The following is a 23,052-nucleotide window of genomic DNA, read 5'->3' as shown; positions in this document are numbered from 1 at the left end:
TGCAACGCAGAATCGAGGTTCGGGACCGGGCCTTTACGGCCTTAACTCAACTGTCCGCGAAAACGGGGTAGAACCCGCCTGATGGCCTTTCTCTGCGAGCAGTGAATTGCGGGACACGGCTAGGTCCCGCGGGCGATTCCCGTCCACGAATAGCTTTCTACGGCTAAGGTACGAGCCCGGCCCCCGAGCCGATTCGCGACGGCGGGCAAGCCGGCCAAGGAACTTGGCGTTCCGTTGACCTACCTGTCGGCAACGCAACCTGGGCATCAAGGCGGACGCGCGCCACAAAGGGGGCGAGGCAATCATGCCGACTTAATTCCCGCCGGAGCGGTCCCCTCGTAGGAAACTCAAGTCGACACGGTTGCACTTGGTGCCAATCGTTTCAAAGCTATGCCCAATGCTCGGTCGTCGAACAATCTATCCTTCCGCGTCGCTGCACCTGGGCCACCGCGCCAGTGGCGTAGCCCCTCGCGCACGGCGGGAACCCTCGGGGCCACGCCTTCCTTCGTCAGCAACCAGTCCACGGTAGCCAGCAGTTCGATGCCGTAGGGCGATTCGAAGCCATCGATCAAGGCCGCCGTGGCTTCCAGCGCAGGAACGTAGTCCTTGGCTTCGCTCTTGAGGTAGGTCTGGACGAAGGTTTTGCGTCCGTCGTCGAACCAAATCACATCCAACGGGCCGGCATCGCCGATGCGTTTGTCACAGTGCAGGTAGCTACCGTCCAGCCCTTCCAGCAGATGCCGTAGACGCTCGGCGTAGGGACCGTACTTGTGCGGCGCGAAGCGTAAATCCAGCGGTGCCAGACCCGCGCTCTCTATGTTGCGCTCAAGGAACCAAGCCAGCTTCTGGATCTCCAGCAAGCTGCATTCCATGCCCAGCACCCAGTAACGGCGCACCAGCTCGGCAATCAGGGCTCGCGCCGGAGTCAGCTTCTCCACGCCGGTGCGCTTGGCGACGTTCTGGTATTCCCCGGTCGGCTCAAACACGAGAATTTCGGTATCAAGACCCGCCAGCGCCTCCTCGATCTGTAGGCGAACCTCGGCCCAGTCCAATCCGCCGTTGCCCGCGCCCAGCGGCGGGATGGCAATGGATTTAACCTTGTTCTCGATTAGGAAGCGGCGCAGATCTTGTAGCCCTTCGATGATCCATTCGATCTTCGAAGCGCCGCGCCAGTGCTGCTTGGTCGGAAAGTTGACGATCCAGCGTGGGCCATCCAGTTCGTTCACTTCGGTGACGAACATCTTGCCGGTGCGCACTTCCTTGGCTTTGCAGGCGGTGGCGTAGTGGCGGAAGTTTTCGGCAAAACGCTCCTTGAACATCAGCGCGATGCCCTTGCCCATCACACCCACGGTATTGACGGTGTTGACCAGCACCTCGGCGCGGGCCTCAAGAAGGTTGCCTTGGGTGAACGTGATCATCAGAAATACCAACCAGTGCGAGCATAAACCGGCAGGTTCAAGTTTCGTGCCTGAAGCTGCTTCTCTGGCTCGCTTCAAGTCAACTGTATAACACACAATGCCGAGCAAGCCATTGATAGGCAAGTGCCGATGAACTAACGCTTCGGCCTGATACCGTTCGAACTTGGCCGGATCCTCCGGATCGCGCCGGAAATCCCGCGCCTGAAGCAATGGCCAATCAACCTTGTCGAGGTCGGCCAAATCGGAATAGAAATTCGCCCACTGGTAATAGGCGTGGCTGTCGGTGAACAAGAAAGGCCAGCCCTGCGTGGCAACGTGATGCAGACTGGAGACGAGGATCACGATTTCCTCGTTGGGCTGTCTCCGAATGCCGCCCCAGCCAGTGTGGATGTTCCGTAGCATCGGCGAGAACGGAGTGAAGTAGAACGGCACATAGTCGTTCAGAAAGCCACCCGGCGGCAGCGGCACTGGATGGTTTGCACGCTTGTCGATCAGCTCCGGATTGCCGATGCTCACCCAGTCCGAAGCCCGCACATATCCGTTGCCGCAGTGCAACCCGTTGTCCAGAATCCACGGCAGGTTGTCGCGGTGGACGATGCGCCAGATCAGCGCCTTTTCAGGGTTGAGGCTGGAATAGAGCATCGTGCCCATGCTACTAGTCGCCCCCTGAATTCTTCGCGCTTACCCCCACGAAATCGGCATGATGCCGGTGGCCGCGCAAGGCATCCCGTACGGCATCGCCGAAGGACGACGTTTTGTCGCCCTTTTCCTTATTTCAGGGTCGAGCGTAGTGCATTCAACCGCACTTCGAATACCCGCAATTCAAGCAAGTCTGGCAGTTGTCCATCAGCACCAGCGCCCTGGTGTTGCACTTGTCGCACATCATCGAGCCGGGCGGAAACGTGAGCGCCTCGGATGCCGCGGCATTGGCGCCCGGGGCAGACGACGCCCCGCTCACTTCAGAGTTTTTTTTTGCGCCCAGCGCCTCGTACGCCGCGCGCTTCTCGGCGATCAGCTTCCGTGTGGCGTCATCCATCTCCGGATCATGGATCAGCCCGATGTTCTTCATGTGCTGTTCGATCACGCCGCCGATCTCGGCGACGATGCTGGGCATGTAGACGCCGCCGGCCTTGAAGTAGCCGCCGCGGGGGTCGAACACGGCCTTCAGCTCCTCCACGATGAAGGTGACGTCGCCGCCCTTGCGGAACACGGCGGAGAGGATGCGGGTGAGCGCCACGATCCACTGGAAGTGGTCCATGTTCTTCGAGTTGATGAAGATCTCGAACGGGCGGCGCTGCTCGTGCTTGGTGCCGGCGTTGAGCACGATGTCGTTGATGGTGACGTACAGCGCGTGCTCGAACAGCGGCGACTTGATCTTGAAGGTGGAGCCGACCAGGGTCTCGGGGCGCTCCACGCTTTCGTGCATCTGGATCACTTCGGCCGACGGCGGCTCTTTCGGCGCGGCGGCGGCGACCGGGGCGGCGGCAACCTTGTCTTCGGGTTTGACCACGTTGTAGCCCGTGATCTTCTTGTCGATCTTGATCGCCATGGTGTTCGCTTCTTTGGGTGTTGGTGCCGGAGTGGACGCGGCGCGGTGCTGGATCATCCGGCCCGGCGCTGCGGCCGGGCCGGATGCGGTGCTGCTTACTTCTTCTTGCCGGCGGCCTTCTTGGCGGCGGGCTTGCGCGCTGCCGACTTGACGCTCGCCTTCTTGCTGGCAGTGGACCTCTTGGCCGTCTTGGCGACGGCTTTCCTGCTGGCGGACTTCTTCGCTGCCGCCTTTTTCGGTGCGGCCTTCTTGCCGGCCGTCTTCTTGCTGCTGACCTTCCTTGTGGCCTTGGCGGCTTTCTTCTTCACCACCTTGGCGACTTTCCTGGCGGCCTTCTTCACCGCCTTCTTGGCGGCGCCGGCCTTCTTGACGACTTTTTTTGCTGCCTTCTTGACGGCCTTCTTCGCGGCGGTCTTCTTCACCGCCGCTTTCTTCGCAACCTTCCTGGCCACTTTCTTCGCCGCCTTCTTCACGGCTTTCTTGGCCGCGGCCTTCTTAGGCGCAGCCTTCTTGGCCGCCGCCTTCTTCGGGGCGACCTTCTTCTTCGCTGCCGGCTTCTTCGCCGGCGCGGCAGCGGCCGGCGCGGCCGGCGCGACTTCCGGCAATACCGGCAGGACGACCGCGGGCGCCTCGGCGACGGCCGGCGTGGTGGTGGCGTTCACTTCGATTTCGTTGTCGATGGACATGCTGGTGTTCCCCTCCGGTGGACCGCTTGAGTGCCGCACGCGGGTGGCGTGCGGCGGTTCAGAACTTGCCGTAATAGCCTTCCTTCAAGGCATCGAAGAGGTTGGCGGCGGAGTGCATTTCGCCGTCGTATTCCACCTGCTCATTGCCTTTCAGTTCGACAACACTACCGTCCTCCAGCTCGAAGCGGTAGAGGGTGCTTTCAAGGTCCGCTTCCTTGACCAGCACGCCCTGGAACGCGGCGGGGTTGAAGCGGAAGGTGGTGCATCCCTTCAGGCCCTGCTTGTAGGCGTAGAAGTAGATGTCCTTGAAGTCCTCGTAGGGGTAGTCGGTGGGCACGTTGGCGGTCTTGGAGATCGACGAGTCGATCCACAGCTGCGAGGCGGCCTGGATGTCGACATGCTCCTTCGGGCCGATGTCGTCGGCGGCGACGAAGTAGTCCGGCAGCCGGTTGGCGGGCTCGTCGGTGGACACCTTGGCGTCGGCATTGATCAGGGCGCGGTAGGCCAGCAGCTCGAAGCTGAGCACCTCGATCTTTTCCTTCGACTTCTTGCCCTCGCGGATCACGTTGCGCGAATAGCTGTGGGCGAAGCTGGGCTCGATGCCGTTGCTGGCGTTGTTGGCCAAGCTGAGCGAGATGGTGCCGGTAGGCGCGATCGAGGTGTGGTGGGTGAAGCGCGCGCCGGTCTCGGCCAGCTGCTCGACCAGGTTCGGCGCCACGGTGGCGATGCGCTGCATGTAGCGGCTGTACTTGGCGTGCAGCACGCGGCCGGGGATGGCGTCGCCGACCTTGTAGCCGTCGGCAACCATTTCCGGGCGCTTGCGCAGCATGTCGCCGGTGACGGTGTAGTCGCGCAGCAGGATCGGCGCGGCGCCCTTCTCCTTGGCCAGGTCCAGCGCCACTTCCCAGCCGGCCACGGCCATCTCGCGGGAGACGTCCTCGGTGAAACTCACCGCGTCGGCGCTGCCGTAGCGCATCTTCAGCATGGTCAGCGTGGAGCCCAGGCCGAGGAAGCCCATGCCGTGGCGGCGCTTGCCCAGGATCTCGTTGCGCTGCTGCTCCAGCGGCAGGCCGTTGATCTCGACCACGTTGTCGAGCATGCGGGTGAACACCTTGACCACTTCGCGGTATTCGTCCCAGTCGAAGCGCGCCTTGGGGCCGAACGGGTCGCGCACGAAGGTGGTCAGGTTGACCGAGCCGAGCAGGCACGAGCCGTACGGCGGCAGCGGCTGCTCGCCGCAGTTGTGCGCGTGCAGGCCGTTGCCGTCGAAGGTGTTGATGCCGGGCACCTGCACGTCGTAGACGTCCTCGACGCCATCGGCCTGCAGCGAAGCCACGGTGGCGACGAAACGTGCGCGGTTCAGCGTGCGCTTGTAACCGGACAGGGCCGCCTTGAGGCGGGTCGCCTTGTCGCTGTCGGCAAAGCCGATCAGCTCGGCGAAACGCTGCAGCGGCTCGCCGGCGATGACCAGCTCGTGCTGGGCCTGGGTGGCGTAGGCACGCGTGCCGCCGCGGCCGTCCGGCAGCCGGCTTTCGCCGGCGTCGCGGCGATCGCGGTAGATGCGCGACGGCACGCCCAGGCGCAGCAGCATGCGCTGCACCGCTTCCAGCCGCGGCAGGTCGGACTGCGCCAGGCGCACGGACACGCCCTTGGCCTGGCTGCCCTGCACCGAGCCGTCGGCGTCGAAGAAGCCGCGCAGGAAGCCGCGGTAGGCCTCGCTCGATGCCTGTTCCAGCGCCGGGGTGATCGCCTTGTCGCCGACGCCCATGCCGAACTCGAAGGCGAGGTCGCGCAGGGCGGCGGACTTCATGCGGAACTCGCCGCGGCCGGCCACTTCCGACCAGCCGGCGAAGTCGGCGCGGTGCGGCAGCGTCTGCGCGCAGCGCAGGGCTTCGGCCATCAGGGCACGGGCGCCGCCATTCACCGAGCCGTTCACGACGGCGGCCTGCGGCCACACCGACAACACGGCGACCTCATGCTTGAGCGTGCCGTCACCGACCAGCAGGCCGAGCAGGTAGCCCTGTTCCGCGCTCAGCGCGCCGGGCCACTGCGCATTGGCGCGGTGGTCGTTGAGCAGCACGCGGTCGCCCGGCCGCAGCGCGCCGGCGGCGCACCACTCGGTGTCCACGCTCCAGCGGGTCAGGCGCGAGACGCGGCGCACGCGATGGTCTTCGGTCAGGCGCAGGCGGTGGCCTTCCTCGGTCTGCAGGGCCAGCACCGGCTTGGTCGCGGTGCGGAAGAAACCCTCGGCGCCGGTGGCGTGATCCTGGCCATCCACCCGCGCCATGAAGCCGTGGCCGAGCAGGTCGGCGACCTGGCGCGGGCCTTCGGCGGTCTGCACCCAGGTGTCGGCGGCGACACAGGGGTTGGTGGCGCGGATGTGCTCGCACCACCAGTTGTTGTTCATCTCGTTGACCTTGTCGATCAGGATGAAGCCGGGCTCGGCGTAGTCGTACGTCGAGACCATGATCATGTCCCACAGGTGCCGCGCGCGGACGGTGCCGTAGACCTTGCAGGCGACCAGGCCGTCCTCGCGGTCGACGTAGTTCTGGTGGGTGGGCCATTCGCGCCACACCACCTTCGACGGGTCGGCGAGGTCGATCTCGTCCTGTTCCTTCACGTGCACCGGGAACACCAGCGGCCAGTCCCGGTCGTGCTCGACCGCTTCCATGAAGCCGTCGGTGATCAGCAGGCTGAGGTTGAACTGGCGCAGGCGGCCGTCCTCGCGCTTGGCGCGGATGAACTCCTTGGCGTCCGGATGGCAGATGTCGAACGTGCCCATCTGCGCGCCGCGGCGGCCGCCGGCGGAGGAGACGGTGAAGCACATCTTGTCGTAGATATCCATGAACGACAGCGGGCCCGAGGTGTATGCGCCGGCGCCGGACACGTACGCGCCGCGCGGGCGCAGCGTGGAGAACTCGTAGCCGATGCCGCAGCCGGCCTTGAGGGTGAGGCCGGCTTCGTGCACCTTCTCCAGGATGTCGTCCATCGAGTCGTGGATGGTGCCGGAGACGGTGCAGTTGATGGTGGAGGTGGCCGGCTTGTGCGCCAGCGCGCCGGCGTTGGAGGTGATCCGCCCGGCCGGGATCGCGCCGCGGCGCAGCGCCCACAGGAAACGCTCGTACCAGTGGCCGCGCAGCTCGTCGCTGGCCTCCACGTCGGACAGCGCGCGCGCCACGCGCTGGTAGGTCTCGTCGATGCTGGCGTCGACCGGCTCGCCGGACTTCGCCTTCAGGCGGTACTTCTTGTCCCAGATGTCGTAGGACGCGGGCTGCAGCGGGATTTCCACGACGGCGTCGCGATTCATGCTGGCGTTCTGGGCCGGGCTCATGCTCGTACCCGGGGTTGAACCTGTGGCTGGCGCACGCACTGTGCTCATCGGCTTCCTGACCTCTCGCAACGGCCTCGCGGCCGGCGTTGTTTTCTGTTTGGTACGACTAGGTCGACCATGCTATGTCCGTGGCACGCCACAAGGCCGTGAGGATTGCCCTCCAGCCCTTGTGCCGGCTGTTCCCGACGACAACGACTCCCCCTCAAGAGTGCGATAGTCGACACCAGCACTTGTCTCGATGCTGGCACTTGAACACAAGATGTTGTGGTTGCTGTCGGATAGGCAAATTAACCCTCGCGTCGTCCGATGTAAAGTCCCCGCGGCATCCTTCAGACCCGAGGAACCGCGGCGCGGCGATCCGGTCGAAGCAGCGCCGCTTTCAACGCCTGAGGAGAACCCCATGTCGCAGCCGCCCTCCCGCCTCCTGCACCGGCTGGCCGGCCTGTTCGCCGCGACGGTCCTTGCCGTCGGCGTCGCGCCGGACAGCGTCCGTGCCGCCGCCCTGCCGGCCGCGATCGGCAGCCAGCCGATGCCGTCGCTGGCACCGATGCTGACGCGGGTGACCCCGGCGGTGGTGAACATCTCCACCACCACCCGGGTGCAGGTGCGCGATGCGTATTTCGACGACCCGATGGTGCGCCAGTTCTTCGGCCTGCCCGCGGTGCCGCGCGAGCGGGTCGAGCAAAGTCTCGGCTCGGGCGTGATCGTGGACGCGGCGAAGGGCTACGTGCTGACCAACAACCATGTGGTCGGCGGCGCCGACGACATCCAGGTGACGCTGCAGGACGGGCGCAGCTTCAAGGCCAAACTGATCGGCACCGACCCGGAAACCGACGTGGCCGTGGTGCAGATCCCGGCGCAGAACCTCAAGGCGCTGCCGCTGGCCGACTCGTCCGGCCTGCAGGTGGGCGACTATGTGGTCGCGGTGGGCGACCCGTTCGGGCTGGGCCAGACGGTCACCGCCGGCATCGTCTCCGCGCTGGGCCGCTCCGGCCTGGGCCAGAACTCATCGGGCTCGGGGGGCTACCAGAACTTCATCCAGACCGATGCCTCGATCAATCCCGGCAACTCCGGCGGCGCGCTGGTCAACCTGCGCGGCGAGCTGGTCGGCATCAACACGATGATCTTCTCGCCGTCCGGCGGCAACGTGGGCATCGGCTTCGCGATCCCCAGCAACCTCACCAGCGAGGTGATGGCGCAGCTGCTGGCGCACGGCAAGGTGCAGCGCGGCAGCCTGGGCGTGCAGACCCAGGCGATCACCCCGCGCATCGCCAAGCTGCTGGGGCTGAAGGACAGCAACGGCGTGGTGGTCACCGGCGTGGGCAACGGCTCGGCCGGCGAGCACGCCGGCCTGCAGCCCGGCGACGTGCTGACCACGCTGAACGGCAAGCCGTTGCGCGACGTGCAGGAGCTGCACAACGCCGAGGGCCTGCTGCCGCTGGGCAGCACCCTGCGCCTGGGCGTGCTGCGCGACGGCAAGGCGCGCGAGGTCAACGCCACGCTCACCGCGGAGAAACTGGCCAGCATCGACGGCGGCCAGCTCGACCCGCGCCTGGCCGGCGTGCGCTTCAGCGAGCTGAGCCAGAACCTGCGCAGCCAGGGCTGGTACGGCGTGGCGGTCAGCGCGGTGCAGCCGGGCAGCCGCGCCGCCCGTGCCGGGCTCGGCACCGACGACGTGGTGATCGGCGTGGGCAGCCAGCGCATCACCAGCCTGGCCATGCTGCGCGGGCTGGCCGGGGTGAAGCCGCGCCAGCTGGTGCTGGTGGTCACCGACGGCAGCGACACGCGCTACGTGGTGGTGAACTGATCCGCCCGGGGCGCCTCGAACGATCCGCGCTGCGCCGGTCGTCCCGTGGCATGCCGGCGCGGCACGCCGGAATGACCGGCGTGGGAGGCGTTTTGAGGCTCCATTCAGGCAAAAGCGTGGCCGCCATCGCCACCGGCCCGTGTCCCGGCGCACAACCCGAGCCATTGTCTCCGCGCAAATGCATGAAAGTGCTTGATGTTCCGCATTCGGGCCGATGAAATACCGTTACTCGTTCACCGCCCGTGCGTCTGCCGGGCGGCATACTTTCGCCTCCACACCACTTTTCCGGGGCTCTCCATCGCCATGTCCGTCCGTCTTGCCCACCTGCTGTCCGTCGCCCTGATCGGGGCATGCCTTGCCACTCCCGCGCTTGCCAAGAGCCATCACCCCAAGGCCAAGGCCGGCGCCAGCACGGTCGCCAAAAGCAGCCTGATCTGGCGCGGCGACGTCGCCACCGCGAACGGCGTGGTCGACGAGGTGGCGAAGGCGTGGGAGAAGGCCGGCCACGGCCGCATCGAGCTGCAGCCGTTCAACACCGCCTCGGGCATCGACGCGGTCGCCAACGGCACCGCCGACCTGGCCGGCAGCGCGCGCGCCGCCGACGACAGCGCGCAGAACGCGCAGCTCACCTTCACGCCGGTGGCGTGGGACGGCCTGGTGATCATCACCCAGTCGTCCAACCCGATCGGCAACCTCACGCTGAAGCAGGCGCACGACATCTACTACGGCAGGATCCACAACTGGAGCGAGGTCGGCGGCCGCAATGCGCCGATCGACGTCTACGCGGTGGCCAGCCCCGGCGACGGCGTGGAATACAGCCTGCGCAGCCTGCTGTTCGGCCGCGGCAACCAGCCGGTGGCCGCGCCGCGGCTGTACGTCAACACGCGCAAGCTGGAAGAAGGCGTCGCGCTGAACCCGAACGGCCTGGGCGTGGCGACGCTCTCCAGCATCAGCGGCAACCCCAAGCTCAAGGCGATTCCGATCAACGGCAAGGCGGCCACCGTCGCCAACATCGCCGACGGCAGCTACCCGCTGTATACCCCGCTGTACCTGGTGACCAACCCGCGCAGCCCGAAGGCCGCCCAGGCGCAGGCCTTCATCGACTTCATGCAGACCGAGCCGGCCAAGGCCGCGCTGCGCAAGCATGCGGTACTGCCGTACCAGGACGGCAGCGCGCTGGCGTCGATGGACGACGCGCGCCGCAGCCGCATCCTCGCCGAGGTCGGCGCCCGCGCCGTCCGCAGCACGCCGGTGTCGGCGCCGGGCGCAACCTACGCGGCCCGCGCCGCCATCGCGCCCACCTCGCCCGATACGCTGGCGGCCCGCCAGGCCGTGGAGCAGCGCCGCGCCGACGCGCAGGAGACCGCCCGCCTGAACAAGGTGCAGGGCAGCGTGGCCGACGTCAGCGTGAGCAGCGTGGAGCACGCCAACGGCAGCGCCACCACCGTCGACCGCAGCAGCGGCAGGGATTTCGGCCAGGTCAGCGCACACGCACGCCAGGCCACGGCCACCTACAAGGTGGCCAAGGGCGATACGCTGTCGTCGATCGCCAAGCGGCATTCGGTCGAGGTGGCCAAGCTGCGCGAGTGGAACCACCTGAAGAACGACCAGATCAGGCTCGGCCAGGTGCTGCGCATCGACAACAACTGACGCGCCGACCGCGGTGCCGATACGCGCGCTGACGCTGGACCTGGACGACACCCTGTGGCCGGTGCTGCCGGCCCTTGAACGCGCCGACCAGGCGGTGGATGCCTGGCTGCGCCAGCACCATCCCGAGGTGGCCCGCGCCTGGCCGATCGCGGCCATGCGCGAGCTGCGCCTGCAGGTGGCCGCCGAGCGGCTGGACCTGGCGCACGACTTCACCCGCCAGCGCCAGCTCACCCTGCAGCAGGCGTTCGCCGCCTGCGGCATGGACGACGCGCCGGTGCAGGCGCTGTGGGAGATCTACTTCGCCGCGCGCAACCGCGTGGAGCTGTACCCGGACAGCCTGCCCGCGCTCGAACGCATCGCCGCGCGCTGGCCGCTGGCCAGCCTGACCAACGGCAACGCCGACCTGGAGCGCATCGGCATCCACGCCCATTTCGCCCACCACGTCTGCGCGCGCGACAGCGGCGTGGCCAAGCCCGACCCGCGCATCTTCCTGGCCGCGGCCGCGCGGCTGGGCGTGGCGCCGCGGCAGGTCCTGCACGTCGGCGACGATCCGGCGATGGACATCGCCGGCGCCCGCGACGCCGGGCTGCGCACCGCATGGATCAACCGCGACGGCCGGCCGTGGCCGGACGAGTTGGGCCCGCCGCCCGAACTCGACCTGCGCGACCTGACCGAGCTGGCCGACTGGCTGGACGCGCACGGCGCCCGATGACCAAAGGACCATAGGCAAGCCGCGGGCAATGCGCGCATCATCGCGGGTTTACCGCCCATGACGCGGCGCACCGCGCCGCCGCAAGCCCGAAGGATCCCGCATGTCCGCCCTGATCGAACGCCAGCCCGGCAACCGCCGCAGCATCGCCATCGAGACCACCGACGCCGCGCACTACGCCGCGACCCGTCGCCGCCTCACCGCGGCGCAGCGGCACTGGCTGGCGGAGTGCGGCTTCACGGCGGCGGCGGGCACGTTCGCGCTGCTGTGCGACGACGCCGGCAAGCTGGTGCGCGTGCTGGCCGGCGTCGACCCGCGCGAGCCGCTGGCGTCGCTCGCCGCGCTGCCCTGCAGCCTGCCCGAGGCGACCTACCACCTCGCCGACGAAGGCGTGCTGGGCGATCCGGCCCAGGCCGCGCTGGGCTGGGCGCTGGGCGCCTACCAGTTCAACCGCTACCGCCAGCCGAAGCGCGCGCCGGCCCGGCTCGCCGTCGCCGCCGCCGAATTGCGGCAGCTGGCGCCGCTGGTCGAAGCCACCGCGCTGGTGCGCGACCTGGTCAACACGCCGACCGAGCAGATGGGCCCGGAGCAGCTGGGCGAGGCGATCAAGCGGCTCGGCAAGACGCACAAGGCGAAGCTGCGTGAGTGGGTCGGCGACGAACTGCTCAAGGCCAATTTCCCGACCATCCACGCGGTCGGCCGCGCCAGCCACCGCGCGCCGCGGCTGGTCGAGCTGAGCTGGGGCAGGAAGGCCGACCCGAAGCTGGTGATCGTCGGCAAGGGCGTGTGCTTCGACACCGGCGGGCTCGACCTGAAGTCCGCCGACGGCATGCGCTGGATGAAGAAGGACATGGGCGGCGCGGCGCACGCGATCGCGCTGGCCGGGCTGGTGATGCAGGCGCAGCTGCCGGTGCGGCTGACCCTGCTGGTTCCCGCGGTGGAAAACGCCGTGGCCGGCAACGCGCTGCGCCCGGGCGAGGTGGTGGTCACCCGCGCCGGGCACTCGGTGGAGATCGACAACACCGACGCCGAAGGCCGCCTGGTGCTGTGCGACGCGTTGGCCTACGGCGCCGAGCAGCAGCCGGACCTGATCGTCGACTTCGCCACCCTCACCGGCGCCGCGCGCGTGGCGCTGGGCCCGGACCTGCCGGCGCTGTTCGCCAACGACGAAGCCGCCGCGGCCGCCGCGCTGGCCGCCGGCCGCGCGGTCGACGACCCGCTGTGGCAGCTGCCGCTGTGGCGGCCGTACCGCCGGATGCTGGACTCCTACCTGGCCGACTTCGCCAATGCCGGCCCGTCGCGGCATGCCGGCGCGATCACCGCCGCGCTGTACCTGGAGCGCTTCGTGCCGGACGGCACGCCGTGGCTGCACCTGGACACCTACGCCTGGAACGAGGCCGACCGCCCCGGCCGCCCGCGCGGCGGCGAGGCGATGGGCCTGCGCGCGATGTTCGCCTTCCTGCGGCAGCGCTACGGCGGCTGAGCGTCGCCGCCGGACACCTGCCGGCCGAAGCGCTGCAGGCGCTGCCGCAGCACGCGCAGGCCGCGCGCGATCTTCGGCAGCATCCAGCACATCAGCAGCACGAACAGGCCGAGCAGGATCAGCAGCGCCAGCGGGTGCCGCCACATCAGGTACAGGCCGCCGACCCAGCCGACGTCCTCGCCTACGCTGGCGCCCCAGTTGCTGAAGGGCTCCGGCGAGGTATTGATCAGCGCGCGCGTGCCGGCCTTGGTGAAATGCGTGCCGGCCACCAGCGCGCCGCCGAGCAGGGCCGCCGCCAGCTGTGCGCCGGCGCCGGAATCCCTGAACACGCCCCAGGCCAGCAAGGTGCCGATCGGGATGCGGATGAAGGTGTGGATGGCGTCCCAGGCGCTGTCGAACGCCGGCACCTTGTCGGCCAGGAACTCGCACAGCATCAGCACGCCCGACACCGCCAGCACCCAGGTATCGGTCAGCGGCAGCAGGCCGTCCGGCAGGTGCACGTAGCCGAGCCGGCCGAGCAGGCCGGCCACGAAGATCGTGGCGTACAGCCGGATGCCGCTGGCCCAGGCCAGGCCACCGGCAAGCGCAACGTTCGGCAACATGTCCATGCGGATCCTCTCGTGCGGGGACGTCCTGCAGCGCAGGGTTTACGCGCGGCGCCGACTTCTGTCCAGCCGCGCGACGCTCGCCATGCGGGAAACGCCGGCGCCGCCCGATCGCCAGGGGCCGGCTCGCCGCACTGCCTCGTGTACGACCTTGCGGACGTCCATACGGCCATACGGCGGTGACGGAGGCGTGCCGGGCCGCTGGGGAATGTTGCCGCCGGACGGCTGCCGGATCGCCACGGAAAACCAAAACTGACGCCACGACGCTGTTATTTTTTCCGCTTCCGTGTGATCCTGAAAACCGGCCCGTGTCTTCCACCGCCTGCATTGACCGCATCGCAAAATTTTGCGATCGGCCCGCCCGCGGCGAAACCCACCCGCCTTGCGTCATACGAACCGGATCGTGGCGACACGCGCCCCGTTAGGGAGGGGCTGCTGGAAGCGCTCATCAGGGATTGGGTCTGCACAAGAAGCGTCGCCGTCACGAATCCCGGACCATCCACCATGATCGGGGAGAACCAGATGTATCGCGTACCGCCTCCGGGCCAGTCCCCACTGGCACCGTCCACCGCATTTCCCATCGGCATGCCGCCAAACGCGCGCCACCTGCAGGTCCGCAACCCATCCAGCGTCACCTAGCCCGGCCACAGGGTGCACCATCCGTCTGCAGACGATAGCCAAGGGAATAAGCCAAGGCCTGCAGCACGGCGATGCCCGGAGCGGCTTCAGCGGCAACACCGTGCCGCCCGAGAACTACGAACTGCCGCCATCGGGCACCCACAATGCCTGACATGGCGCAACCGGGACGAACCCGTGCCGCTTCCGGCGCGCCGGGGAAGCACGGGGAACTCTTTACTTCAAACGGGGATAACGCATGAAATACAACTTGAATCACCTGTCACTGGCCGTGCGCCTGGCATTGAGCGTGGGCATTTTCGCAGCCGCAGGCAGCCTCCAGGCGCAGGAATCGGCAACCAGCGACGCGGCCGCCGCCAACCAGGCCAAGCCGACCGCGGCAACGACGAGCAAGGCCAAGAACCTGGAAGCGGTCACCGTCACCGGCTCGCTGATCCGTCGCGTGGACGCCGAAACGGCCAGCCCGGTCGTCACGCTGGATCGCGCCGCGATCACCAACAACGGCAGCCCGACCCTCGGCAACGTGCTGCAGGCGCTGCCCAGCATCTCGGGCAATGCGACCAATACCCAGAACAACAGCAACGGCGGCGGCGGCGCCAGCCCGACGCTGGAGGGCGGCGATGGCGCCGCGCGGGTCTCGCTGCGCGGCCTCGGCACCAATCGCACCCTGGTGCTGGTCAATGGCCAGCGCCTGGCCAACGCCGACCTCAACATGATTCCGCAGAACATGGTCGAACGCGTCGACGTGCTGGCCGAAGGCGCCTCCACCGTGTATGGCTCTGACGCCATCGGCGGCGTGGTCAACTTCATCCTGCGCAAGGACTACAAGGGCGCGGAACTGAGCGTCAACGACGGCATTTCCAGCCACGGCGACGGCCAGCGCCACGGCGCGCAGTTCACCGTGGGCGCCAGCGGCGACCAGGGCAACATCGTCGCCGGCATCGACTACAACAAGTACAACCCGGTGCTCGCGCCCCGCCGAAGCTTCTCCGCGCGGCAGCTGTACCTGTACAACGGCGGCCCGCAGCCGTCGGGTTCGCACACCATCCCGACCGGTCGCCTGCTGGTGCCGGTCACGGAGTCGCCCGGGTGCGCACCCAGGGCCGGCACCACCAACACCTACGTCACCCGGCTCAGCGGCAACGGCGGCAGCCTCAGCGACTACCGCTGCTTCAGCAACGCCAATGACACGTTCAACTACAACGCGTTCAACTACATCCAGACCCAGCAGGAACGCACCAACGTCTTCGTCACCGGCAACTACAAGTTCAACGACTACGTGACGTTCTTCGCCGACGCGTTCTACAACCACACCAATTCATCCGGCCAGGACGCCCCCGCACCGACCGGCGTCGGCGATGGCTGGCACGTGCTGGCGAGCAATCCGCACAACCCGTTCGGCATCACCTTCAGCCAGGGCACGGTCGTCGATCCGATCGCCGACCCGACCGGCGCAAAAAGCGGCTACCCCTTCAACATCCGCCTGACCGGCCTGGGCACGCGCCTGCACACGTTCACCACCACCAACGAGCAGGTCAACACCGGCCTGCGCGGCAACTTCGGGCAGAGCACCTGGATCTGGGACGCCAGCTTCGACTACGGCCACTCCCATCGCGTGCAGACCAACTACAACGAAGTGAACGTGCCGGCGTTCCAGGTGGCCATCGACGGCGGCGCGAACATCTTCAACCAGGCCGACCCGGCGGTCACCGCGCTGCTGAGGAAAGGCGTGGATGCGCCGGTCTACACCATGACCAACACCATGAAGCAGGTGCAGGCCAACGCCTCGGGCGAACTGTGGGATCTGCCGGCCGGTGCCATGCAGCTGTCGGTGGGCGCGCTGTACCGCAAGACCTCGATGAACTACAACGTGACCAGCGACGCGATCCTCGATCCGGTGACCGGCACCTGTACCGTGTTGCAGGAGGCCTGCGGCTCGCCCGGTGGCGGCAGCGACAAGGCGAAGGAGCTGTACGCCGAAACGCTGATCCCGCTGCTCTCCGGGCAGCCCTGGGCCTACTCGCTCAATGTCGACCTGGGCGTGCGTTATTCGAACTACGACACCTCGGGCAGCACCACCAACGGCAAGTTCGCCATCGAATACCGCCCCATCGCCGACCTGCTGGTGCGCGGCACCGTCTCCCAGGTGTTCCGCGCGCCCAACATGGACGAGCTGTACGACGGCCGCACGATCGCCGGCCCCAACCTCACCGACCCGTGCGTCGGCCTGACCAGCGCGCAACTGGCCCAGCATGCCGCCGCCTGCCAGTTCGTGCCGCCTAACTGGGGCGGCAACCCGCTGGGCCAAGTCACCGGCTACTACTCGGGCGCCGCGGCCATCGGCAGCAAGCTGAAGCCCGAGCAGGGCAAGTCCATCGACCTCGGCTTCGTGTATTCGCCGGGCTGGCTCACCGGCCTGTCGACCAGCGTCGACTTCTGGCACATCTACCTGTCCGACATGCTCACCCCGGTCACCGCGCAGACGGTGGTCAACTCGTGCTTCGCCAACAGCAGCAGCCCGTACTGCTCGTACATCAACCGCTACGACAACACCAACCAGCTGGCCGGTGCGGTCAATTTCATCAACACGCCCGTGGTCAACCTGGGCAACCTGAGCACCAGCGGCGTCGACTTCACGCTGAACTACGCCATCCCGCACTTCGACGTGGGCGGCGTGGACCCGGGCAACTTCAAGGCGGGTGTCAACACCACCTACATCTCGACCTACAAGAACGACGCCACCCCGGGCCAGCCCGGTGCCCAGAGCATCGAATACGCGGGCACCTACAGCATGCAGTTCGGCAACATCGCCCGCTGGCGCGGTTCGCTGACGCTGAACTGGTCGCTGGGAAACTGGAGCGCGCAGTGGCAGACGCGCTACATCCACAACCTGACCAACCTGAACGCCAATCTTGATACCGGCGCCAGCGCACCGATGGGGGCGGTGCTGTACCACTCGATCCAGGCGGGTTACGAGATCCCGAAGATCCACACCCGTCTCGACGTGGGCATCGACAACCTCAGCGACCGGGTCCCGCCGCTGAGCTTCCAGAACGGTTCGAACTACAACGTGGATACGGCCACGTACGACACGATCGGCCGCTACTACTGGGCCCGTGCCACGATCAAGTTCTGATCCGATCGGGAACCGGGGATGGCCGCGGCGAGTCTGCCGCGGCTATCCCGCCGCCGCGATTCAGGCCAGGATTCAGGGATGACAGACCACCCTTCGCCATCCTCCGCCGACCTCGTCGCCCGCATGCTCGCGGCGTACAACCAAGGCGACAACGCCACCGTGCTGGCCCTGGGCGAGCGGGTGGCCGACGCGGACGACGCCGACGAAACCGCCCTGCTCCTGCTGGGCGCCGCGCAACAGTCCTGCCTTCGCCTCGACGAGGCCCTCGCGACCTTTCGCCGGCTCACCCGGCGTCGCCCCGAGGTGCCCGAATACTGGAACAACCTCGCCGTGGTGGCCCGCCAGACGGGCGATCCGGCAACGGCCGAACATGCGCTGCGCCGGGCCGTGGCACTGGCACCGCAGGAGGCGCAGATCCATTACAACCTCGGGCTGCTGCATGCGCAGCAGCAACGCTGGCTGGCGGCACGGGAATCGCTGTTCGATGCGGTGGAGCTGATGCCGGGCTTCATCGAGGCACGGCTGCAGGCGGCGTACGCCTGCCACGTCTGCGGCGACAACCATGGCGAGGAGGCGATGCTGGCCGGCGCTGCCGACTGGCCGCCGCAACCTGCCGAGCAGGCGTTGCTGCTGGCGACGATGCTGTCGGCCCAGGGCAGCCAGGACGCCGCGTTCCAGGTGCTGGCCCGGGCGGTGCTGCCCGAGGGGCCGGACGCGCGGATCATGCCATGGCGCATCGCCGCGCTGCGCGCGGCCATGTACGAGCGAAGCAACCAGGTCGAGCGCGCCCGGGCCGAACTCGGGCAGCTGCCACTGGAGACGCTGGAGGCCCTTCCGCAGGAGTCGCCTGCCCTGCTTTCCGGCGCGCGGCAGGCCCACGCGGCGGTAGCCGCCCGCCTTGGCGAGCTGGATCGGGCGGCCAGCCTGTACCAGCGCATGCTCGTCTCGGCCGACCAGCCGGAATCGCGCGCGAACGCCGCGTTCGGCCTGGCCGGCATCAGGAGCAAGCAGGGGCGCCACCCGGAAGCCTGGCAGGCGGCGGAGGTGGCGCATGCGGCGCAGTGGGAAATCGCCACGGCTATCGTGCCGGAACTCGCCGCCGCGGGCAGCCAGCCGCTGTCGATGGCCAGCCACCGGGTAAGCCACCTCGAGTACGACCGCTGGCCTGCGCTGGCCGCTCCAGGCGGCAACGACAGCCCCGTCTTCGTGGTCGGCTTCCCCCGCTCGGGCACCACCCTGCTCGAACAGATGCTCGATGCCCACCCGGACTTCTGCTCGATGGACGAACGCGACTTCGTCCATGAGCTGACCCGGCGCATGCAGCTTGCCGGGCAATCCTACCCGGAGGACCTTGCCCGGCTGACCCAGCAGGATAGCGACCAGCTGCGCGGGATCTATGCCGGGCTGGCCGGCAAGGCGATGCCCGCGCGCATGGGGCGGCGCCTGGTCGACAAGAACCCGCTGAACATGCTCTGCCTGCCGATGATCGCCCGGCTGTTTCCCGATGCCCGGATCATCCTGTGCCTGCGGCACCCCTGCGACGTGCTGCTGAGTTGCTACATGCTCCCGTTCCGCTCGCCGCCCTTCATGGTCCTGTGTTCGTCGCTGCAGCGCCTGGCCGAAGGCTACGTGCAGGCGTTCGAGCAGTGGTACCACCACCTGGAAGTGTTCGCTCCCCGCGTACTGGAATGGCGCTACGAATCGGTGGTGACCCGCTTCGACGACCACGTCGCGCGCCTCGGCCGGTTCCTCGAACTTGCCGATGCTTCGCCGATGGCCCGCTTCGCCGAACACGCGCGCGGCAAGGGCTTCATCAGCACGCCCAGCTATGCCCAGGTCACCCAGGGCATCAACTCCGCGGCGGTCAACCGCTGGCACGCCTACCGCGACCGCTTCGAGAGCGTGCTGCCGATACTGCGCCCGATGATGGAGCGTCTGGGCTACACCGCGTAAAAAAAGCAGCGCGGGTGCGCTGCTTTTTCATCTGCCCGTGCAAGCCGGACTCAATGCGTGGCCGGCGCCACCGCGGATGAGGCGGGCTTCGCCGCCGCGACGTCCGGGTAACCTCCGCCGTACGGCAGCACCTGGACGGCCAGTTTCGGGTCGGCCTTGATCATGCCGAGCGCGTCGTACAGGATGTGCGCGGTCTCGTTGAGCTGCACGTCCTTCGCCTTCTTCGCCTCCTTCTCCTGCTTCAGCTCGCTCTTCAGGCTGCGCTCGTTCGCGTTGAGGCCGTCGTCGAGGCTGCTCGCCTCGTCGGCGAGCGAGGCGTCGGTGCCGTCGATGGCCCTGTGACGCGTGCGGAAATCGGCCTGGATCGCCTCCATCTGCTTGCGCTCCACCTCGCGCGCCGCGAAGTTCAGCGAGGTCGAGGTCTTGGCGCGCATGGCGCGGTACTGCGCCAGCTCGTCCAGCATCAGCTTCCACGCCGGCGACTTCGCCGTGCGCTCGGCGTGCAGTTTCTGCAGCTGGGGCAGGTAGGCGTTGAGGTTGGCCACCACCTGGTAGTTGGCCGGTGCGATCTGAGTCCACTTCAGCGCGTTGTCGTAGGTCGACTCGCCGAAGTCCTTGTCGTCGCCATTCTTCGGGAACTCGATGTCCGGGGTGACGCCCTTTAGCTGGGTTGAGCCGCCGTTGATGCGGAAGAATTCCTGGATGGTCATCTTCAGCTCGCCCAGCTCGGGCTTCTCGCTGTCGCCCTGCGCGAAGCGGTCGAGGTCGACCAGGTTCTGCACGGTGCCCTTGCCGAAGGTCGGTTCGCCGATCACCAGGCCGCGGTGGTAGTCCTGGATCGCGGCGGAGAAGATTTCCGACGCCGACGCCGTGCCGCGGTTGACCAGCACCGCCAGCGGGCCGCTCCACGCCATGCCCGGCTGGTCGTCGCCCTGCACCTCGACGTCACCGCGGGAGTCGCGCACCTGCACCACCGGACCCTTGTCGATGAACAGGCCGGTCAGCGAATTGGCCTCGGCCAGCGAGCCGCCGCCGTTGTTGCGCAGGTCCACCACCACGCCCTGCACGCCATCCTGCTTCAGCTCGCCGAGCAGCTTGGCGACGTCGCGGGTGGCACTCTTGTAGTTCTTGTCGCCGGCGCTGCGCGCGCCGAAGTCGGAGTAGAAGGCGGGCAGCTCGATCACGCCGATCTTGCGGCTGACGTCGCCATCCTTGATCTCGATGAGCTTCTTCTTCGCCGCCTGCTCCTCGATGCTGACCTTCTGGCGCACCAGGCTGACCATCTCGTGCTTGCCGTCCAGGCCGGTGTCGGCCGGCAGGACTTCCAGCCGCACGGTGGTGTCCTTCTTGCCGCGGATGAGGTTGACCACGTCGTCCAGGCGCCAGCCGATCACGTCGACCATCGGGCCCTTGTCGCCCTGGCCCACGGCCACGATGCGGTCGCCGACCTTGACCTTGCCGGACTTGACGGCCGGGCCGCCCGGCACCAGTTCGCGGATCTGGGTGTAGTCGTCGCGCGCCTGCAGCACCGCGCCGATGCCTTCCAGCGACAGCTTCATCGAGATGTCGAAGTTCTCCGCCGCGCGCGGGCCGAGGTAGTCGGTGTGCGGGTCGGTGGTCTCGGCATAGGCGGTCATGAAGGTCTGGAACGCGTCCTGGCCGTCGAGCTGCCTGACCCGCTCGATGTAGCCGGCATAGCGCTTGTCCAGCGTCTTGCGGATATCCGCATCGTCCTTGCCCGCCAGTTTCAGGCGCAGCCAGTCGTTCTTGGTGCGCTTGCGCCACAGGTCGTCGAGTTCGGCCCGGTCCTTCGGCCAGTCGGCGTGCTCGCGGTCGAACGTGTAGCTCTCGTTGACGGAGAAGTCGAAGCCCTGCTTGAGCAGCTCGCGCGCATAGGTCATGCGTTCGACCGCGCGCTGCAGGTACAGGTTGAACACGGCGAACGGCGCGGACAGGTCCTGGTTCCAGATCGCGTCGTCGAGCTTGGTCTTCAGCGGCGCGAACTTCGCCATGTCGGCCTGGGTGAAGAACACCTTCTCGCTGTCGAGCAGCTTGAAGTAGGCCTTGTAGATGCGCGCCGACATCGCATCGTCGAGCGGCTGCGCGTCATAGTGGAAGCGGGTCAGGAAACGCGCCGACAGCTGCGCGGCCTGCGCCTCGCTGGCAGTGGGCGCAAGCGGCCAGGTGGCTGCCTTGCGGGCCTTGCCGGCGCCGAGATCGGCGGCCGACTGCGCAAGCGCGCAGGTCGCGGTGAAGGCAAGCAGCAGGACCAGCGCGGGACGAAATTTCATGGAGGCTCTCAGGCTGACTCGGTGACGCCGGCCGCGTGGGCCTGCAGGTCGGCGTGGTAGGACGAACGCACCAGCGGGCCGGAGGCGACGTGATGGAAACCCATCGCCTCGCCCTCCGCGCGCAGCGCGTCGAATTCTTCGGGAGTCCAGTAGCGCACCACCGGGTGGTGATGCGGCGTGGGCTGCAGGTACTGGCCGATGGTGATCATCTCGACGTCGTGGTCGCGCAGGTCGCGCATGGTCTCCAGTACCTGCTCCATCGTCTCGCCCAGGCCCAGCATGATGCCGGACTTGGTCGGCACCTCGGGATGCTGCACCTTGAAGCGCTTGAGCAGGTCCAGCGACCACTGGTAGTCGGCGCCCGGGCGCACTTCGCGGTACAGGTGCGGCACGGTTTCCAGGTTGTGGTTGAACACGTCCGGCGGGAAGTCCTTCAGCACGTCCAGCGCCCGCTCCATGCGGCCCTTGCCGCGGAAATCCGGGGTGAGGATCTCGATGCGGATGCTCGGGCTGGCGTGGCGCGTGGCGCGGATGCAGGCGGCGAAGTGCTCGGCGCCGCCGTCGCGCAGGTCGTCGCGGTCGACCGAAGTGATCACCACGTACTTCAGGCGCATGTCGCGGATCGTCTCGGCCAGCCGCGCCGGCTCCAGCGGATCGGGCGCCACCGGGCGGCCATGCGCCACGTCGCAGAACGAGCAGCGGCGGGTGCACACCTCGCCGAGGATCATGAAGGTGGCGGTGCCCTTGCTGAAGCACTCGTGGATGTTCGGGCAGGAGGCTTCCTCGCACACCGTCACCAGCGAATTCTCGCGCAGGCGTGCCTTCAGCTGCTGCACGGCGTTGCCCTGCGGCAGCCGCACGCGGATCCAGCTGGGCTTGCGCAGGGTCGGCACGCTGGTGTCGAAACCGGCGCGGTTCAGCGCGATCTTGTCGTTGCCCAGCTGCTTTTCCGCGGCGGGTGCGCCGGCGACGACGCTGATCGGGATGACCTTGGGGGAAGAGACGGTTGTTTCGCTCATGTAGACAGCTCAGACCGCCGCGCGGGCGGGGAGTTCGGGCAGGATGGGGGCGGCGGGCTCGGCGGCGAAGCCGAACTGGCGGCAGAACTCCTCCACCAGCACGTCCTCGACCGCGGCCAACTGCGACGGACCGCCCAAGTCTAGCAGCTGCGTGACGGCCAAACCCTTGTAACCGCAAGGATTGATGCGGTGGAACGGCTCCAGGTCCATGGCCACGTTGAAGGCCAGCCCGTGGAAGCTGCAGCCGCGGCGCACACGCAGGCCCAGCGCGGCGACCTTGGCGTCGGCCACGTAGACCCCGGGCGCGCCCTCGCGGCGCACCGCGACCACGTTCCAGTGCGCCAGCGTGTCGATCAGCGACTGCTCGATCCGGTGCACCAGCTCGCGCACGCCCACGCCGGCACGGCGCAGGTCGATCAGCGGGTAGCCGACGATCTGGCCCGGCCCGTGGTAGGTCACCTGGCCGCCGCGGTCGACCGGGATCACCGGGATGTCGCCCGGCGCCAGCACGTGCTCCATCTTGCCGGCCTGGCCGAGGGTGAACACCGGGTCGTGCTCCAGCAGCCACAGTTCGTCGGGCGTGTCCGTCGTGCGGTTGTCGGTGAACGCGCTCATCGCCTGCCAGGTCGCCGCGTACGGCTGGCGGCCCAGGCGGCGGATTTTCAGAGGCCGGGATTGGGGATTCGGGATTGGGGATTCGGGGGGCACGACTGACCTGCTACTTCGTGGTGTTCCTGAAACAAAATCGCGCGTTACACACTCGCCATGAGACTCGGGGT

General features: G+C 67.7%; 14 protein-coding genes. 6 read left to right on the top strand and 8 right to left on the bottom strand.

The genetic code is table 11. The features are described from left to right. Positions 1 to 347: 347 nt before the first annotated feature. The 4 genes from darG to AC3WRN_RS15875 all read right to left on the bottom strand — a co-directional run bounded on the left by darG (position 348) and on the right by AC3WRN_RS15875 (position 6,984). Positions 348 to 2,069, bottom strand: coding sequence for a type II toxin-antitoxin system antitoxin DNA ADP-ribosyl glycohydrolase DarG (gene darG, locus AC3WRN_RS15890; RefSeq protein WP_492623704.1), 1,722 nt, complete (start codon positions 2,067 to 2,069; stop codon positions 348 to 350). Positions 2,070 to 2,214: 145 nt separating this feature from the next. Then, entirely contained in the window at positions 2,215 to 2,967 is a 753-nt protein-coding gene (locus AC3WRN_RS15885; RefSeq protein WP_492623703.1) for a TSCPD domain-containing protein, read from the bottom strand. Positions 2,968 to 3,062: 95 nt separating this feature from the next. Further along, a complete protein-coding gene (locus AC3WRN_RS15880) occupies positions 3,063 to 3,653 on the bottom strand; it encodes a hypothetical protein (RefSeq protein ID WP_492623705.1) in 591 nt (196 codons plus the stop codon). Positions 3,654 to 3,711: 58 nt separating this feature from the next. After that, positions 3,712 to 6,984, bottom strand: a complete 3,273-nt coding sequence (locus AC3WRN_RS15875) for a ribonucleotide reductase barrel domain-containing protein (RefSeq protein ID WP_492623702.1) — start codon at positions 6,982 to 6,984, stop codon at positions 3,712 to 3,714. Positions 6,985 to 7,384: 400 nt separating this feature from the next. On the opposite strand from AC3WRN_RS15875, the gene AC3WRN_RS15870 reads away from it, so the two are divergent. The 4 genes from AC3WRN_RS15870 (at position 7,385) to AC3WRN_RS15855 (ending at position 12,633) form a co-directional block, all read left to right on the top strand. Further along, positions 7,385 to 8,791 carry a Do family serine endopeptidase gene (locus AC3WRN_RS15870; RefSeq protein WP_492623701.1) on the top strand — a complete coding sequence of 469 codons (1,407 nt, stop codon included), beginning with the start codon at positions 7,385 to 7,387 and terminating at the stop codon, positions 8,789 to 8,791. 303 nt (positions 8,792 to 9,094) lie between these two features. Next, entirely contained in the window at positions 9,095 to 10,441 is a 1,347-nt protein-coding gene (locus AC3WRN_RS15865; protein ID WP_068096244.1) for a LysM peptidoglycan-binding domain-containing protein, read from the top strand. 13 nt (positions 10,442 to 10,454) lie between these two features. Next, positions 10,455 to 11,153 (top strand): HAD family hydrolase, encoded by a 699-nt coding sequence (locus AC3WRN_RS15860; protein ID WP_492623700.1) that lies wholly within the window; start codon positions 10,455 to 10,457, stop codon positions 11,151 to 11,153. A gap of 100 nt (positions 11,154 to 11,253) precedes the next feature. After that, positions 11,254 to 12,633, top strand: coding sequence for a leucyl aminopeptidase family protein (locus AC3WRN_RS15855; protein ID WP_492623699.1), 1,380 nt, complete (start codon positions 11,254 to 11,256; stop codon positions 12,631 to 12,633). On the opposite strand, the gene AC3WRN_RS15850 is transcribed toward AC3WRN_RS15855, so the two are convergent. Continuing rightward, positions 12,621 to 13,235, bottom strand: a complete 615-nt coding sequence (locus tag AC3WRN_RS15850; RefSeq protein WP_492623698.1) for a DUF4126 domain-containing protein — start codon at positions 13,233 to 13,235, stop codon at positions 12,621 to 12,623. The two genes, AC3WRN_RS15855 and AC3WRN_RS15850, sit on opposite strands and share 13 nt — an antisense overlap. Positions 13,236 to 14,112: 877 nt before the next feature. On the opposite strand from AC3WRN_RS15850, the gene AC3WRN_RS15845 reads away from it, so the two are divergent. Further along, positions 14,113 to 17,010 carry a TonB-dependent receptor domain-containing protein gene (locus AC3WRN_RS15845; protein WP_492623697.1) on the top strand — a complete coding sequence of 966 codons (2,898 nt, stop codon included), beginning with the start codon at positions 14,113 to 14,115 and terminating at the stop codon, positions 17,008 to 17,010. A gap of 78 nt (positions 17,011 to 17,088) precedes the next feature. After that, positions 17,089 to 18,963 (top strand): tetratricopeptide repeat-containing sulfotransferase family protein, encoded by a 1,875-nt coding sequence (locus AC3WRN_RS15840; RefSeq protein WP_492623696.1) that lies wholly within the window; start codon positions 17,089 to 17,091, stop codon positions 18,961 to 18,963. A gap of 50 nt (positions 18,964 to 19,013) precedes the next feature. Here AC3WRN_RS15840 and AC3WRN_RS15835 read toward each other — a convergent pair whose 3' ends face one another. The 3 genes from AC3WRN_RS15835 to lipB are packed head-to-tail and all read right to left on the bottom strand — an operon-like array spanning position 19,014 to position 22,939. Then, positions 19,014 to 21,254 (bottom strand): carboxy terminal-processing peptidase, encoded by a 2,241-nt coding sequence (locus tag AC3WRN_RS15835; protein ID WP_492623695.1) that lies wholly within the window; start codon positions 21,252 to 21,254, stop codon positions 19,014 to 19,016. Positions 21,255 to 21,262: 8 nt separating this feature from the next. Next, the gene (lipA, locus tag AC3WRN_RS15830) at positions 21,263 to 22,273 is read right to left on the bottom strand and encodes a lipoyl synthase (RefSeq protein ID WP_068096258.1); all 1,011 of its coding nucleotides are present in this window, start codon (positions 22,271 to 22,273) and stop codon (positions 21,263 to 21,265) included. Between the two features lie 9 nt (positions 22,274 to 22,282). Continuing rightward, positions 22,283 to 22,939 (bottom strand): lipoyl(octanoyl) transferase LipB, encoded by a 657-nt coding sequence (lipB, locus tag AC3WRN_RS15825; RefSeq protein WP_153021749.1) that lies wholly within the window; start codon positions 22,937 to 22,939, stop codon positions 22,283 to 22,285. Positions 22,940 to 23,052: the final 113 nt, after the last annotated feature.

Source organism: Rhodanobacter sp. FW101-FHT13A11, from assembly GCF_058790335.1.
The sequence above is the reverse complement of the archived record's forward strand: the minus strand, read 5'-3'. Positions and strand labels throughout refer to the sequence as shown.